14 protein-coding genes are annotated in these 14,488 nt (G+C 67.8%); 8 read left to right on the forward strand and 6 right to left on the reverse strand.

The annotated features are described in order from the left end of the window. Window positions 1–97: 97 nt before the first annotated feature. From KW830_RS19050 to KW830_RS19075, 6 genes are all read right to left on the reverse strand, one after another. Complete coding sequence (locus KW830_RS19050) at window positions 98–1,123, reverse strand: 3-hydroxyacyl-CoA dehydrogenase family protein (RefSeq protein WP_218334083.1); 1,026 nt, start codon at window positions 1,121–1,123, stop codon at window positions 98–100. A gap of 23 nt (window positions 1,124–1,146) precedes the next feature. Further along, on the reverse strand, window positions 1,147–2,127 hold the full coding sequence (locus KW830_RS19055) for a tripartite tricarboxylate transporter substrate binding protein (RefSeq protein WP_083520629.1): 981 nt from the start codon (window positions 2,125–2,127) through the stop codon (window positions 1,147–1,149). A gap of 40 nt (window positions 2,128–2,167) precedes the next feature. Then, entirely contained in the window at window positions 2,168–2,920 is a 753-nt protein-coding gene (locus KW830_RS19060) for a GntR family transcriptional regulator (protein ID WP_225608870.1), read from the reverse strand. Window positions 2,921–3,112: 192 nt separating this feature from the next. Further along, window positions 3,113–3,871, reverse strand: coding sequence for a YoaK family protein (locus tag KW830_RS19065; RefSeq protein WP_066541443.1), 759 nt, complete (start codon window positions 3,869–3,871; stop codon window positions 3,113–3,115). A 73-nt stretch (window positions 3,872–3,944) separates the two neighbouring features. Then, a complete protein-coding gene (locus tag KW830_RS19070; RefSeq protein WP_370626158.1) occupies window positions 3,945–4,760 on the reverse strand; it encodes a hypothetical protein in 816 nt (271 codons plus the stop codon). Window positions 4,761–4,885: 125 nt separating this feature from the next. Next, on the reverse strand, window positions 4,886–6,598 hold the full coding sequence (locus tag KW830_RS19075; RefSeq protein ID WP_218334084.1) for an FMN-binding glutamate synthase family protein: 1,713 nt from the start codon (window positions 6,596–6,598) through the stop codon (window positions 4,886–4,888). Window positions 6,599–6,760: 162 nt separating this feature from the next. Between KW830_RS19075 and KW830_RS19080 the strand changes: the two genes are divergently transcribed. From KW830_RS19080 to KW830_RS19115, 8 genes are all read left to right on the forward strand, one after another. Next, window positions 6,761–7,585 (forward strand): UPF0149 family protein, encoded by an 825-nt coding sequence (locus KW830_RS19080; protein ID WP_218334085.1) that lies wholly within the window; start codon window positions 6,761–6,763, stop codon window positions 7,583–7,585. 271 nt (window positions 7,586–7,856) lie between these two features. Continuing rightward, entirely contained in the window at window positions 7,857–9,050 is a 1,194-nt protein-coding gene (locus KW830_RS19085; protein WP_218334086.1) for an NAD-dependent epimerase/dehydratase family protein, read from the forward strand. Window positions 9,051–9,169: 119 nt separating this feature from the next. Continuing rightward, a complete protein-coding gene (locus KW830_RS19090; RefSeq protein WP_066541436.1) occupies window positions 9,170–10,645 on the forward strand; it encodes a SulP family inorganic anion transporter in 1,476 nt (491 codons plus the stop codon). Window positions 10,646–11,024: 379 nt separating this feature from the next. Then, window positions 11,025–11,213: a Flp family type IVb pilin gene (locus KW830_RS19095; RefSeq protein ID WP_066541435.1), complete on the forward strand. Its 189-nt coding sequence runs from the start codon at window positions 11,025–11,027 to the stop codon at window positions 11,211–11,213. A gap of 8 nt (window positions 11,214–11,221) precedes the next feature. Then, window positions 11,222–11,701 (forward strand): prepilin peptidase, encoded by a 480-nt coding sequence (locus KW830_RS19100; RefSeq protein ID WP_218334087.1) that lies wholly within the window; start codon window positions 11,222–11,224, stop codon window positions 11,699–11,701. A 23-nt stretch (window positions 11,702–11,724) separates the two neighbouring features. Next, window positions 11,725–12,204: a TadE/TadG family type IV pilus assembly protein gene (locus KW830_RS19105; RefSeq protein ID WP_218334088.1), complete on the forward strand. Its 480-nt coding sequence runs from the start codon at window positions 11,725–11,727 to the stop codon at window positions 12,202–12,204. Between the two features lie 11 nt (window positions 12,205–12,215). Beyond that, window positions 12,216–13,130: a Flp pilus assembly protein CpaB gene (gene cpaB / locus KW830_RS19110; RefSeq protein ID WP_218334089.1), complete on the forward strand. Its 915-nt coding sequence runs from the start codon at window positions 12,216–12,218 to the stop codon at window positions 13,128–13,130. Between the two features lie 10 nt (window positions 13,131–13,140). Further along, window positions 13,141–14,484, forward strand: coding sequence for a type II and III secretion system protein family protein (locus tag KW830_RS19115; RefSeq protein WP_255578858.1), 1,344 nt, complete (start codon window positions 13,141–13,143; stop codon window positions 14,482–14,484). Window positions 14,485–14,488: the final 4 nt, after the last annotated feature.

Consider the following 14,488-nt stretch of genomic DNA (forward strand, 5'->3'; position numbering starts at 1 on the left):
GGGGCGGGGTGGACTGGCGCGGAGGGCACCGCGCAGTCCCGCGCGGAGTAGGGAAAGCGGCGGGTGCTGCGGTGGCGGTGCAGCACCTGCAGGGGGCTCAGCGCACCGGGCGGGGACCATCGACGTAATGGCTCAAACGCTCCATCACGCGGTAGAGGTGGCGGTCGCGTTCGTTCTGCAGCTCCAGCATGGTCTGGGTGCCGTAGTCGAAGAAGCCCTGGCCGGTGGCCACGCCCAGGTGGCCGTCGTTGACACGGTCCAGCAGGTGCTTGGGCACTTCCTCGAACGGCGGGTCCTGGAAGTCGGGGTCGCGGAAATTGCGCACGCTCAGGCCCAGACCGGTGAAGTCGTAGCGCTGCACCACGCCCAGCACCTGCATGCGCGGGGCAATGCTGGCGCGCACGGCGATGTCCATGTCTTCCGGGCTGATGACGCCGCTTTCCAGCAGGTGGAAGATTTCGCGGCCCAGCAGGCGCTGCAGGCGGTTGATGACAAAGCCGTTGACCATCTTGTTCAGGCGCACCGGTGTCTTGCCCACGGCGCGGAGCACCTCGCAGGTCTGCTGCATCAGCGTGTCGGTGTGCGGGGCCGAACCCACCACTTCCACCAGCGGAATGATCTGGGCCGGCGCAAACCAGTGCGCCACCACCAGGCGGCCGCGCATGCTGGCGTCGCTGAGGGCGAACACATCCAGCGACGAGGTGTTGCTCCAGGTGATGACCGTGGGCTTGCCGATGCGGGCGATGGTGTCGAAGACCTGGCGCTTGACCTCCTTGTTCTCGGACACGGCTTCGATCACCAGGTCCGCGCGGGCGATGGCCACGTCACTGCCCACATGACCTTGCACGCGGGCCAGGGCAGCGTCGGCGGCCTCCTGCGTCAGCAGCTGTTCGCTGACTTTCAGCGCCAGGCCGTCGCGCAGCGATTGCATGCCTTTGGCAAGGCCGGCCTCGTGGATTTCGCACAGATCCACCTGGTAGCCGTGTTCGGCAAACACCAGGGCAATGCCGGGGCCCATGACGCCGGCACCCAGCACAGTGACGCGGCTGGTGCCGGGCGTGAAGGGCTGGCTGCCCAGTTGCAGATCAGAGGTGGCGGGAGCGAGAGGGGGGAGAGATGTCATGGCGTTGTCAGCAGATCACAGGGTTATTGGCCCGCCAGGCGGGTGATGATGGTTTTTTCTTTGGCGTAGGTGTCGGCGGCCCAGGCCGTGTAGGCCTTGCTGCCGCGGTAGTTCAGCTCGACGCCCAGCATGCGGGCCTGCTGGATGAAGTCGGGGTCCTGCATGACCTCGCGCACCGTGCTGTCGAGCTTGTCGACGATGTCCCTGGGCAGGCCGGCCGGGCCGGCAATGCCCAGCGGCGAAGCCATTTCCACGGGATAGCCGGCCTCCTTGAGCGTGGGGACTCCGGGGAAATCCGGCGAGCGCTCGGCACCGGCCACGGCCAGCACGCGCGCTTTCTTGGATTCGACGAACGGCAGGATGGTGCTGGTGGCGCTGATGATGTCCACATGCCCGCCCAGCAGGGCGTTGATGGCCTCGGCATCGCCCTTGTAGGGCACAAAGGTCCATTGCAGCTGGGCGGCACGCGCCAGCTCGGTCATGGCCAGATGGTTGGAGCTGTACTGGGCCGAGCCGGCATAGGAGTATTTGTCGGGCGACTTCCTGGCGTCGGCCACCAGTTCCTGGATGCTCTTCCACGGCGCGCTGTAGGGCACGGCAATGGCGTAGGTGTAGTTCATCACCGTGGCGATGTACGACAGGTCCTTGAGCGGGTCGTACTGCACCTTGGTCAGGTAGGGCTGGCGGAAGACCGACAGCGGCACCAAGGTCAGGCTGTAGCCGTCTGGCCGGGTGCGCACCATCTGCGTCACGCCCAGGGTGCCGGCCGCCCCCGGCTTGCTCTCCACAATGAAGGGCTGACCCAGCTTCTTGCCCATGCGGTCGGTCAGCGCGCGGGCCAGGGCGTCGGTGCTGCCCCCGGCGCCATAGGGGACGATCAGCGAGATCGGCTTGCTGGGGTAGGGGGATGCAGTCTGGGCCGCCGTACTGGCGGTCAGACCCAGTCCCAGGGCGGCGGCGGCGGCCAGGCGCACAGGCAAGAGGGCACGGAACGTGAATGGCATAAGGTCTCCTTTGATGTATTTATTAATGCCGGAGAATGATTTACTTCACTAAATCAAAATCCAGTCGTATATATCGGCTGTCATAATGCACACAGGCCCAATAAATCAATTTATTCTCCGTGTCATAAATGCTGCGGGTAATTTCTGCCACCGGTGAACCCACCGGAATATGCAGATGGGCGGCCGTGTCATCCCCGGCGGAAATGATGGTGATGCTCTGCTTGCCGGACTGGATGTGTGTCTGGCGGTCATTGCCCAGCACGGTGAGGACGGCCTGCTGGCGGATTTCAGTTTTCAGCCGCCGATAAATGCTGGCTTCCAGAAAAACCCGGCTGTAGCACACGCGAATACCTTGTCGTGAATACACGCGCTCCAGCAGATAATATTTCTGGTTCTGGCCCGCCTGCGTGCCGCACCAGGCCGGCAGCGGCCAGGCTGCTTCTCTGGCGGTGTTGAGCGACACCGTCAAGGCATTCAGATTGCCGCGCGCCACCAGTTCTTCCCAGGTGGTGCCCACGACGAATTTCTGCGGCGCATTGGCGGGCAGGTCCTGGATGAACGTGCCCTTGCCGCGGGAGCGCACCAGCAGGCCTTCGCTTTCGAGCTCCGCCAGCGCACTGCGCACGGTGACGCGGCCCACACCGAATTCGCGCATCAGCATTTCCAGCGTCGGCGTCTGTTCGCCACGCGGCCACAGGCCGGTTTCCACGCGGCGGCGGAAGATGGTGGCCAGCTGCAGGTACAGGGGCTGCTTGCCGATCGACCAGTCCGGCGTGAGTTTCTTTGGTTTCATAGTTCTATTGTTAGAACTATAGGAAAGTATGGAGATTGGGGTTAACCCTTGGGTGTTGGCGCGTCTGCGTCGGGCTGGGGTGGTGTATCACCTGTGCCGGCGCGGTCTGCCACCGCGCTCACTGCACTTCCTGTGGCACGGTCCGGCTTGTTGCTGAGCCGCCACCTGCGGTGCGCACGGCCGCGCGTGCGGCTAGCGCGGGCCGTGCCGCTGCCGGGAGCGCGGCAGATCGCGCAGCAGCGGAGGCACGGCCAGGGCCAGCAGCAAGGCCGCCAGCGGCACCACGCAGACAAAGCCCAGGTGCTGAAAACCCAGTGCCCCGGCCATGCCGCCCAGCACAAACATCGCCAGCAGCCCCGCAGAGGCTTTCATTCGCGGCCAGTGGTGGGGCACGGGCTGCGCGCTGGCGCTGGCCCTGCGCTGCCACAGCAGCAGCTTGCCCAGTTCCATGCCCAGGTCGGTGATGTTGCCGGTCATGTGCGTGGTGCGCATGCTGCCGCCGGAGGTCTTCGAGCCGACGGCGTTCTGCAGTCCCATCATGAAGGACAGCAGCAGCACCGTCAGCGGTACGGCGAACGGGGTGTTCCAGCGCAGGGTGGCGGCGCCCATCAGGCCGAAGGGGAACAGCAGCAGCGCCTCCAGCATCAGCGGCAGGGCATAGACGCTGTGCAGATGGCGCTGGCGGCTCCAGTTCACCAGCACGGCGCAGGTGGCGGCCCCGGCCATGAAGGCCAGGATGGCGCCCAGCGCGTTCAGCAGCAGCCGGTGGTTGTCCAGTACCAGGGCATCGGCCAGCTGGGAGGCAAAGCCCGTCATGTGCGAGGTGTACATGTGCAGCACCAGAAAGCCGCCCGCGTTGATGGCGCCGGCCGTGAACGCCAGCACCAGGCCGAGGGTGAGGTTGGTGCCGGGGGTGCGGTGGCGGTTGGTGAGGTGGATCAGGTTGCGCATGGTGCTCCGGCACCCAGTATCGCGCAGCCCATGCGCCCCGACATCCCTCTGTGCGGCGGGCGCAACGCGGGTGTCAGGGCCGCAGCAGTTCCCAGGCCATGCGGATGCGCTGTGCGTCGCGACCCCATTTGCGGCTTTCGGGGAAGCGGCCGGCCCAGGCCATGCGGGCCACGCTGTCGCGCAGGGCCTGCTGGGCGGCGGGAGTCAGCGTCTGCACCCAGGCCTGCCACTGGGTGCGGGCGGCGGGCAGGGCGTCGGCAGCGTGCAGGATCCAGGCCGTGGAATGGGCAAAGCACAGCGCATCCCGCGCATGGCACAGCGGCAGCGGCAGGGCGGTGGCGGGGTCGTCTTCAAAGTCGATGTAGCCGATCACGCCATCCGGGCAGCGCACCAGGTTGCGGGCAAAGGCCTGGCTCAGGCAGGTGCCGGCCCGGTGGACCTTGGTGAGCGATTGCAGCCCCTGCTTCCACAGTGCCAGCACGGTGGCGCTGCCACGCGGCACGGCCTGTTCCATCTCGTTGCCCAGGCTGGGTGTGTTCTCGCCGGGGGCGCCCAGGTGGCGCATCAGAAAGCCGTCTTCGCAGGCGGCCAGCACCTCGGGCACGCGCAGGCCGCGGGCCGCCAGATCGCGCAGGCGGGCCACCTCGGTGGCAATCGCCACGCGCCCGCCCGGGTTGGGAACGGGGGTGAGCACCGGCACGCGCAGGCCGCGCGCCACGGCCCCCAGGAAGCGGTAGCGCCAGGCGGCATTACTACGGCCCACGCGCTTGAGCCACAGCGTTTCCGTGGGCTGCACATAGCGCACCACGCTGTGCGGCTGGAGGAGCACATGCTGCTGCAGAAAGGCGGCGTAATCCAGGGTGGGGACGGGCAGGTCGGTAGCGGGCACGGGCAGCGATCGAAAGGGAGACAAGGGCACAGGGCCCACCGGGGTCAGGCCGGTGTGCGGACAGCGGATTGTGCCGTTTTTGCGGCGCCTTACGTCGCCCTGGCCGGCCGGAGCCGTGGCGGCGCTCAGGCCTGGGGCACGTTCTGCGGGCGCTCGGCCGAAGGCGTCATCGGCGGCGGGGCGATGTGAAAGCTCTCCGCACAGGCGCGCGGCCAGTAGATCTGGAACACATTGTGCTGTCCATCCAGCGGCCCCAGCAGGGCGCCGGGCTGCACATGCAGCACCACATTCGACAGCAGGTGCACCTGGCTGTCGCCGGTGCGGCGCACGATGTGGTGGGGCGTGAAATCGCGCGGATGCTGCAGACCGGCGGCCTGCACCAGCTCCATCAGCGCGTGCAGGGTCTGGCGGTGGTAGTTGGCCACGCGCGTGGCCTTGTCGGGTACCACCAGGGCCTGCTGGCGCCGGGCGTCCTGGGTGGTGACGCCGGTGGGGCAGCGGCCGGTATGGCAGGTCTGGGCCTGGATGCAGCCCAGGGCCATCATGAAGCCGCGCCCGCAGTTGCACCAGTCGGCACCCAGCGACATCATGCGCGCGATGTCGAAGGCGGTGATCACCTTGCCGGCGGCACCCAGCCGGATGCGGTGGCGCAGGTTCACGCCGACCAGGGTGTTGTGCACCAGCAGCAGGCCTTCCTGCAGCGGCACGCCCACATGGTCGGTGAATTCCACCGGCGCTGCGCCGGTGCCCCCTTCGGCACCGTCCACCACGATGAAGTCGGGCGTGATGTCGGTCTGCTGCATGGCCTTGACGATGGCAAACCATTCCCAGGGATGGCCCACGCAGAACTTGAAGCCCACGGGCTTGCCGCCGGAGAGCTGGCGCAGCCTGGCGATGAACTGCAGCATCTCGAGTGGGGTGGTGAAGGCGCTGTGGCTGGACGGCGAAATGCAGTCTTCTCCCTCCGGCACGCCCCGGGCAGCCGCAATTTCCGCCGTGACCTTGGCGCCCAGCAGCATGCCGCCATGGCCGGGCTTGGCGCCCTGGCTGAGCTTGAGCTCGATCATCTTGACCTGCGGATCCAGCGCATTGGCGGTAAAGCGTTCCGCGCTGAAGCTGCCGTCGGCGTTGCGGCAGCCGAAGTAGCCGGAGCCGATTTCCCAGATCAGATCGCCGCCATGCACGCGGTGGTGCTGGCTGATGGAGCCTTCGCCGGTGTCGTGGGCGAAGCCGCCGGTGCGGGCGCCCTGGTTCAGCGCCAGGATGGCATTGGCCGACAGCGCACCAAAGCTCATGGCCGAGATGTTGAACACGCTGGCCTGGTAGGGCTGGGTGCAGGGCGCCACGCCCTCGTGTGGCTGGCCGGGGACGCCGCCGATCCAGGTGCGGAAGTCGTGCGAGGCCAGCGTGCTGGGCTGCAGCGAATGGTTCACCCATTCGTAGCCGTTGGCGCTGACATCCAGCTGGGTGCCAAAGGGGCGGCTGTCGGGCTGGCCCTTGCTGCGCTGGTAGACCAGGGAGCGCTGGGCGCGGGAGAAGGGCAGGTTCTCGTTGTCCGACTCGATGAAGTACTGCCGCATCTCGGGCCGGATCGACTCGAACAGAAAGCGCAGGTGGCCGATGATGGGATAGTTGCGCAGGATGGCGTGGCGGGTCTGGCGCAGGTCGAACCAGCCCACCAGGGCCAGGGCCAGCAGCAGGGCGGCGGCCAGCCACCACCACCAGCGCTGCCACAGCAGCGCAGCCGCCAGGCACAGCGCGCCGCCCAGGGCGCACAGCACCAGCGCGGTGTAACGGATGGGAAACAGCCCGCCGGAGCGGGTGGCGGCAGCAACCATGGGCAACTCCTGTGTACGGTGCACGGACATGGGGGGCGGGCTACACTGCCGCCCATTGGCTGGCGCGGCATGCGCCAACGGCCCCGCCCGGCGCAGCCCCGCACCTCTGCGGCAACTGGCTGCCGGGCCATCATAGAAGCCTTTGACGCGCAGGATCGCACCATGGAAAACACCACACCCGCCGAAGCTACGGCACAACCCGCTCTGAGCAACGAAGACCTGCAGGAACTGGACGAGCTGCTGGACAGCCTGCGCGAGCGTTCGGAAGAAGTGCCGCAGTGGGAGTTCTGCGACGGCTTCCTGACCGCCGTGGTCTGCACGCGCCGCCCCATCTCCGTGGGCGAATGGCTGCCCATGCTGCTGGGCGACGGTGAAGACCTGCAAGTGCCCGATGGCCAGCCCCTGCCCCAGCTGGAGGTGTTTGCCAGTGCCGAGCAGCAGGCCCGCTTTCTGGAACTGGCCCAGCGCCGCATCCACGAAATCCGTGTCCAGCTGGACACCGAAGTGAAGTCCCTGGCCGATGACGAAGCCTTCCAGCCCGAAGTGCTGGACACGCGCGGCGCCATCCTGGTGCTGCCCGAAGCCGAGCGCGCCGAGATCGAAGACGAGGAAGTGCCGTCCTTCGCCCAGGTGTGGGCCCTGGGCTTCATGTTCGTGGTGGAGAACTGGGCCGAGGAATGGGCCGCTCCCCGCGACAAGGAAGCCGCCCAGTGGCTGGATGCGGCCATGGAATTCATCGTCAACCTGACCGAAGACGACACCGACGAGCCGGCACTGAACCTGTACGAGGAAACCGGCCCGGTATCGACCAGCCAGGAGCGCGTCGACGCCTTCGGCGAAGCCGTCTGGGCTGTGTACGACCTGCGCCAGCTGTGGCGCAGCATGGGCCCGCGCGTGACCGCCGTGGTCAAGGGCGACGAGCCCGGCCGCAACGACCCTTGCAGCTGCGGCAGTGGCAAGAAGTTCAAGAAGTGCTGCGGCGCCTGAGCCGGCACGGACACTGCGGCGGCCGCAAGGCCATCGCACCAGAAAAAGGAACCTGCAGGACGCGGGTTCCTTTTTTTCTGGGCAGCGTGCAGGGGCATGTGGTGGCGATGTACGTGTTATTACGTAGCTGGGCGCGCCGGATAATCGGCAGATTCCTGTCCGGTCCCCAGGGCCGCGCGCTTTGCCGCCCGCATCGGGGTGAATCGAGGCGGTCTGCATGATCTGCGGGCGCGCCACGGCGCCGTCCGGGTCCATCTGCCTACCTGCCTAGATGACCGTTGCGACTTCCGTGCCCGCGCAGACCTGGCCCTGGCAAGGGCTGCTGCCCTCCGAACAGCCCCATGGCGCTGCCCCCACCCTGCTGGCCTCCCGCACCCTGTGTACCGTGCTGGTGCTGGGCGCACACGGGCGTCTGGGTTATGCCTGTGTCCAGGCATTTGCCCAGGCGGGCTGGCGCGTGCTGGCCCATGTGTGTCCCGGCAGCGGGTTGGTGCAGCACCCGTGCGAAGCGCCGCCGGTGGCGGGCGAGGTGCGCTGGGTCGACACCCCGCTGACCGACACGGCCGGCTGGGACCAGCTGCTGGCCAGCCATGGTGGAGTGCACGTGGTGGTGCATGCCATGGCCACGGGGTTTTCCTCCTGGGCCTGGGCCCGCGAGCTGGAGCAGCTCACCCGCTCCAGCATTGCCGTCGCCCGGCGCTGCAACGCCCTGCTGCTGGTGCCGCTGTCCATCCTGGCCTACGGGCGCCAGCTGCCCGAGGTGCTGCGCGAGGACGATGCCCTGCCGCATGCGGCGATGCTGGGCTCCTACCTGGCCGAGGTGCGTGCCCAGACCGAGCTGCAGCTGCGCATGGCGGCGGAAACCGGCCTGTCGGTCTGCACCCTGCGTGCCGGGGCCTACTACGGCCATGCGGGCGATGGCTGGATCCGTGATTCGGTGGCCGGCCAGCTGCCGCGCGGGCGCATGGCCTGGCTGGGGCCGTATGACGTGGCCACGCCCTGGGTCTATGTGCACGACCTGGCCCAGACCCTGGAGCGTGTGGCCAGCCAACGCCACCGGCTGGGCAGCTGGGTCCGGCTGCACTTTGCCGGCCAGCAGCGCCAAGGCCAGGACTGGTGGCAGGCCCTGGGACAGATCGCCCAGCAGCGGGGCTGGGTGACCGGCGCCGCCGATCTGCGCTCCGGCCATGTGCAGTGGCCGCTGTGGAAACTGCTGGGCTGTTTTTCCCCCCGTATGCGCGCGCTGGGCTCGATGGAATATGTCTGGCGTACCCCGCACCGCCTGGACAACCGCCGCCTGCTGGCGCTGATCGGCCAGGAGCCGCGCACCGACTGGCAGCAGAGCGTGGCGCAGACGGTGGAGCTGCTGTTCCCCGCGCCGGTCGCCTCGCCCATGCTGGCGCCGGCACCGATGGAGTTGGAGTTGCCCGCGGCACGCCCGCAACAGCGGGTGGATGCGGAGTAAAAAGGTTCGGGTGCGCCCTGGCGGCGCACACGGTGCACAGCCCGGCGGCTGCAGACTTGCCCCAGGCTGCGTACCATCGCGCACCAGAGCCCGCAGATGCCGGGTGTTTTGTGCTCTCCATGAACCCTTCCACCTTGATGCGCTGGCGTGCCGAATGGGCCCCCAGCATTCCCCGTGAACTGCTGGCCGGTGCCGTCGCCACGTTCGCACTGATTCCGGAGGTGATTGCCTTCTCCTTTGTGGCGGGGGTGGATCCGTCGGTGGGGCTGTTTGCGTCCTTCGTCATCAGCATCGTCATCGCCTTTTTCGGCGGGCGGCCGGCCATGGTGTCGGCGGCGGCGGGCTCGGTGGCGCTGGTGGTGGCGCCGCTGGTGGCGTCGCACGGCCTGCAGTACCTGCTGGCCGCCGGCCTGCTGGCGGGGCTGATGCAGGTCGCATTCGGTCTGTGCCGCATGGGCATGCTGATGCGCTTTGTCAGCAGCTCGGTGCGCACCGGCTTTGTGAATGCGCTGGCGATCATGATTTTTGCGGCCCAGCTGCCCCATCTGAAGGGGGCCAACCTGCCCACCTGGGCCATGCTGGGCCTGGGGCTGGCCCTGATCTACGGCCTGCCGTGGATCGCGCAGCGCACCGGGCTGAAGCTGCTGGTGGCCATTCCACCGCCGCTGGTGTGCGTGGTGCTGTCCACGGTGATCGCCAGCGCCATGGGGCTGCCGTTGCACACCGTGGCCGACTTGGGCCAGTTGCCGCAGGCCTTGCCGGCGTTCGGCCTGCCCGCCGTTCCGTTCGATCTGCAGACGCTGCGTATCATCGCCCTGCCGGCGCTGGCGATTGCCATGGTGGGTCTGCTGGAGTCGGTGCTGACGGCGGCCGTGGTCGACGAGCTGACCGGCACCCCCAGCGACAAGAACCGGGAATGCACCGGGCTGGGCCTGGCCAATATGGCGTCCAGCGTGTTCGGCGGCATTGCCGGCTGCGGCATGATCGGTCAGGCCGTGGGCAATGTGAAATACGGCGGCCGGGGCCGACTGTCCACGCTGTTTGCCGGGGTGTTTCTGCTGATCCTGATGGTGGCCCTCAAGGATTGGGTGTCGCGCGTGCCGGTGGTGGCCCTGGTGGCCATCATGGTCATGGTGTCGGCGTCGACGTTCGACTGGGGCTCGCTGCGCAATCTGCTGCGCTACCCGCGCCTGTCCAGCGGCGTGATGGTGGCCACCGTGGCCATCACCGTCGCCACCCACAACCTGGCGGCCGGCGTGCTGGCCGGGGTGCTGCTGTCGGGCGTGTTCTTTGCGTTCAAGGTCTCGCACATGATGCAGGTGACGCTGCGCGAGGCGGTCGATGGTGCGCTGGAATGGACGGTGCGCGGTCAGGTGTTCTTTGCCTCGGCCGATGCGCTGGTGGAAGCGTTCGATGTGCGTGCCGCCGCCGGCCGGGTGGTGCGCATCGACGTCAGCGGGGCGCATTTCTGGGACATCACCGCCGTGGGGGCGCTGGACAAGGTGGTCGAGCGCCTGCGCCAGCACGGGTGCACGGTACAGGTACAGGGGCTGGATGCCGCCAGCCAGCGGCTGATGGACCGGGTGCAGGGCTGAAGGCATCACCCTACGCGGGGCGGGCGCCGCCGCGCCGGTCAAGCGGCACAGGCGTAGCAGAAAGGGGGAGACGAGGTACCCATTTTTATAGGGTGGTCTTGTTTGTAGGACTGCTCTGACTGCGGCGTGCGTCGCTGGAGATAGATGGCGTCAGCGTGGTGGTGGTAATCAATGGATTGCCGCCGTCACATCTGCAAATCCTTGAAGTTAGATGAAGCTTGGTCTGTGTAAATCATTGTGAAAAGTTTGGCTGACTTGTTTCCCCGTTCACCGCTCGCCGCGATCCGACAGTGGGTCGGACGGACGGGGATTCTCCAGGTATGGCGTCATTAGACTTTCCTCATGGCGGGCATGTCAGCCTGCTGAGAGGAGAGTTGCCATGCAAAAAGCTCTGCTGCGCTTCTGGCGCGATGAAGAAGGTGCCACCGCCATTGAATATGGCCTGATCGCTGGCCTGATTGCGGTGGTCATCGTCGCTGCCCTGACGGCCCTGGGCACCGACATCAGAGGCGTGTTTCAAAGCATCAGCACGGCCATTACGACCGCCTCCGCGCCTGCTACCCCCTGAGGCAGACCATGCTCGGCGCCATCGCGCTGCAGGGGCTGGCGGCCGCCGTGCTGGCGCATGTGGCGTGGTGCGATGTGCGCTGGCGCCGCATTGCCAACCGGGATGTGCTGCTGCTGGCGGCGTTGGGTGCTGCGGCGGCCGTGCTGGAAGTGTCGCCCTTTGGCCTGGACCTGGGGCAGGCCCTGCTGGGCATGACACTGGCCTTGCTGGCGCTGCTGCCGTTCTATCTGCTGCGCTGGATGGGGGCCGGGGATGTGAAGCTGGCCGCGGCCATTGGCATGTGGCTGGGCGCTGCCCACGCCGGCGAAGCCTGGTTGATCAGCGTGCTGCTGGCGGTGGTCTGGGGCCTGGGCCTGGTGTGGGTGCGGTCCGGCGCGGCACAGCTTGCCGCTCCCCGTACCGGGCCCCGTATGCCGCCCCTGCGGCAGGTGCCCTACGGCATGGCGCTGAGCCTGGCCGCAGTGGCCATCTGGTGGCTGCGCCGCTGAACTGCACAAGGAGCCAACACCCGATGCCCCAGTTGCCCGCCTCCCACCGGAACCCGAACAGGCAACGCGGGGTGGCTGCGCTGGAGCTGGCATTGGTGTTTCCCGTGCTGTTTCTGATGATGTATGGCCTGCTGTCCTATGGGCTGATCTTTGCTGCGCAGCATTCGCTGGCCCAGTCTGCGGCAGAAGGCGCGCGCGCGGCCTTGCGCTTTGACAGCCTGAACGATGCCGAAGCCTCCCGCACGACCGCGGCCTGCACCATGGCCAAGCAGGGCGTACGCTGGCTGGAACAGGTCAGCGGACGTGCCATTGCCTGCCAGACGCAGCTGGTGACCGCCGTGCAGTGCCAGATTCCGGCGGCATTGGCCAGCCGGGTGCGCTGTCTGTCGGTGTCGCTGAACTATGACTATGCGGCCACCCCCATCCTGCCGCGCCTGCCGCTGCTGCCCACACCCCAGCGTCTCACCGGGATGGCGGTGACGCAGATTGCGCTCAGCTACTGAACGGGAGGCACATGCACAAAGGCTTCAAATTCGTCGCGCTGGCCCTGGTGGTCCTGGGAGGCGGGCTGGCGTGGATGGCCTTTCTGGTCTCGGGTCCGGCCAGGGCGCCGGTTGCTCCAACGCCGGGCACGGTCGCTCCCACGGTCAGCATGGTGGTGGCCAGCAAGGCCTTGCCTGCCGGCCATCTGCTGCAGGCCGAGGATGTGCGCCTGCAGCCGGTGGCCATGCTGCCGCCCGGCGCGGTGGCGCTGGAGGCCAGCGTCCTGGGGCGCACCCTGGCGCAGCCTGCGGCAGAAGGCGATCCGGTGATCGCTTCCCGGCTGCTGGGGGGTATCGCCGCCGGGCTGCAAGCCGGCGAGCGCGCCGTGGCCATCAAGGTGGATGAGTCCTCCGCCGTGGGGCACAAGCTGGCCCCGGGCGACTGGGTGGATGTACTGGTGGTGCTGCGCAAGGACAGCCAGGAAGTGGACGCCACCCAGGCCCGGCAGCTGTTGGCCCGCAAGCGGGTGCTGGCCTATGGCAGCCAGATGGAGGGCGCTGCCGGCAAGGACAGCGCCGATGAGGCCGCACGCACCGGGCAGCCGCCGCGTACCGCCGTGCTGGCGGTGCAGGCGCAGGAAGTGAATGCCTTGCTGCTGGCGGAGCGCCAGGGGCAGGTGCTGCTGGCCTTGCGCAATCCGCTGGACAGGGAGGATGCGCCATCCCGCGCGGCCGTACCGAGCACCGAAGTGGTGGTGCTGGAGCAACTGGCCCGCACCGCGCCCGGGCGCGCACTGCCGCCGTCGCAGACCGCGTCACTGCTGACCGCACACCATGGCCTGCCGCCAGCGGCGCGCAGGCCCGGGGGGGAGGGATCGCCACCGCGCGCAACGGGTCTGGCGGTCGAAGTCTTACGGGGGAACCGGTCCGAAACCGTGCATTACTGAGTGAGGTGCCATGAGTTCATATCGCGCAACACCCGCCAATCCGTCCTGGTGGTGGCGCCGGGCAGTGGGGGGGCTGGTGACGGTGGCGTGTGGTGCCGTGCCGTTGGCGGTGGCGCAGTCCCAGGGGCAGGCAGCGCCGTCGATGCTGGAAAAAAGCCTGCAGGTGGGGGTGCAGCAGCTGCTGGAGGTGCCCGAGGGGGTGCGCCGCCTGGCGGTGGGCGATGACACCGTGCTGGGCGTGCAGGTGCAGCGGGCGCGGCCCACCGGCGGGTCCGCCCAGTTGGTGCTGACCCCGCTGAAGCCGGGCGTGAGCTCGCTGATGGTGTGGCCGCAAGGTACCGGCGCGGCGCGCCACTATGTGCTGACGGTGCGCCAGCGCTCCGGGCAGGAGGGGGTGCGTTCCACCAGCCTGGAAGCCCATGCGCAACGCATGGCGGGGGACAAGGCCGCGCAGGAGGACGCCGGCGTGGTGCTGCTCAAAAGCCATGTGGTACAGGTGGACGTGAAGGTGGTGGAGATCAACAAGAACCGCATGCAGCAGGCCGGCATCAATCTGTTCAGCACCCGCAGCAACAGCCAGGGGTTCCGCTTTGGCGTGCTGTCGGCGGGCGCCACGGGCAGTACCGCCTTTGGCTCCCCCGGCTTGCTGGCGCCGGATGCCAGCTCGCCTTTTGCCCAGGCGTTTGGCCTGCTGCTGGATTTCGGCAAGGCCGGTGTGGGGGTGAACCTGGGCATGCTCGAAGGCAGCGGTATGGCGCGGGTGCTGGCCGAGCCGTCGCTGGTGACGTTGTCCGGGCAGAGCGCTAATTTTCTGGCCGGCGGTGAAATCCCGATTCCGCTGTCCCAGGGCAATGGCTCCGTCAGCATCGAATACAAGCCCTACGGCGTGGGCCTGACCGTATCTCCCACGGTGCTGGATGACCAGCGCATCGTGCTGAAAGTGGCGCCGGAATCGAGCGAGCTTGACTATGCCAATGCGGTCACGCTGCAAAGCGTGGCGGTGCCCGCCATCACCACGCGGCGCGCGGACACGACGGTGGAGCTGGGCGATGGCGAGAGTTTTGTCATTGGCGGGCTGGTCAGCCAGTCCACGGTGTCGTCCGTCAACCGGGTGCCGCTGCTCAGCCAGATTCCGGTGCTGGGCACCTTGTTCAAGCGCCAGGAATTCAGCCGCAAGGAGCGGGAACTGGTGATCGTCGTCACCCCGCGCCTGGTGCGGCCGTTTGCCCAGGGGCAGTTGCAGGAGGGGCAACTGCCGGGGGCCGGCAGCGATGGCCCCGGGGGCCGCCGCTTCTGGGGCAGCTATGTCGGCCCCAGCGGCAGCAGCGACGCCCTGCCGGGCTTTTCGGAATAGGGAG

It is taken from the genome of Comamonas sp. CMM03 (genome assembly GCF_019218715.1).
Classification (GTDB): domain Bacteria; phylum Pseudomonadota; class Gammaproteobacteria; order Burkholderiales; family Burkholderiaceae_C; genus Comamonas; species Comamonas terrigena.

Coding starts and splice junctions, on each gene's coding strand:
- KW830_RS19050 (WP_218334083.1), bottom strand. CDS start 1,123: ATGACATCTCTCCCCCCTCTCGCTCCCGCCACCTCTGATCTGCAACTG.
- KW830_RS19055 (WP_083520629.1), bottom strand. CDS start 2,127: ATGCCATTCACGTTCCGTGCCCTCTTGCCTGTGCGCCTGGCCGCCGCC.
- KW830_RS19060 (WP_225608870.1), bottom strand. CDS start 2,920: ATGAAACCAAAGAAACTCACGCCGGACTGGTCGATCGGCAAGCAGCCC.
- KW830_RS19065 (WP_066541443.1), bottom strand. CDS start 3,871: ATGCGCAACCTGATCCACCTCACCAACCGCCACCGCACCCCCGGCACC.
- KW830_RS19075 (WP_218334084.1), bottom strand. CDS start 6,598: ATGGTTGCTGCCGCCACCCGCTCCGGCGGGCTGTTTCCCATCCGTTAC.
- KW830_RS19080 (WP_218334085.1), top strand. CDS start 6,761: ATGGAAAACACCACACCCGCCGAAGCTACGGCACAACCCGCTCTGAGC.
- KW830_RS19085 (WP_218334086.1), top strand. CDS start 7,857: ATGACCGTTGCGACTTCCGTGCCCGCGCAGACCTGGCCCTGGCAAGGG.
- KW830_RS19090 (WP_066541436.1), top strand. CDS start 9,170: ATGAACCCTTCCACCTTGATGCGCTGGCGTGCCGAATGGGCCCCCAGC.
- KW830_RS19095 (WP_066541435.1), top strand. CDS start 11,025: ATGCAAAAAGCTCTGCTGCGCTTCTGGCGCGATGAAGAAGGTGCCACC.
- KW830_RS19100 (WP_218334087.1), top strand. CDS start 11,222: ATGCTCGGCGCCATCGCGCTGCAGGGGCTGGCGGCCGCCGTGCTGGCG.
- KW830_RS19105 (WP_218334088.1), top strand. CDS start 11,725: ATGCCCCAGTTGCCCGCCTCCCACCGGAACCCGAACAGGCAACGCGGG.
- cpaB (WP_218334089.1), top strand. CDS start 12,216: ATGCACAAAGGCTTCAAATTCGTCGCGCTGGCCCTGGTGGTCCTGGGA.
- KW830_RS19115 (WP_255578858.1), top strand. CDS start 13,141: ATGAGTTCATATCGCGCAACACCCGCCAATCCGTCCTGGTGGTGGCGC.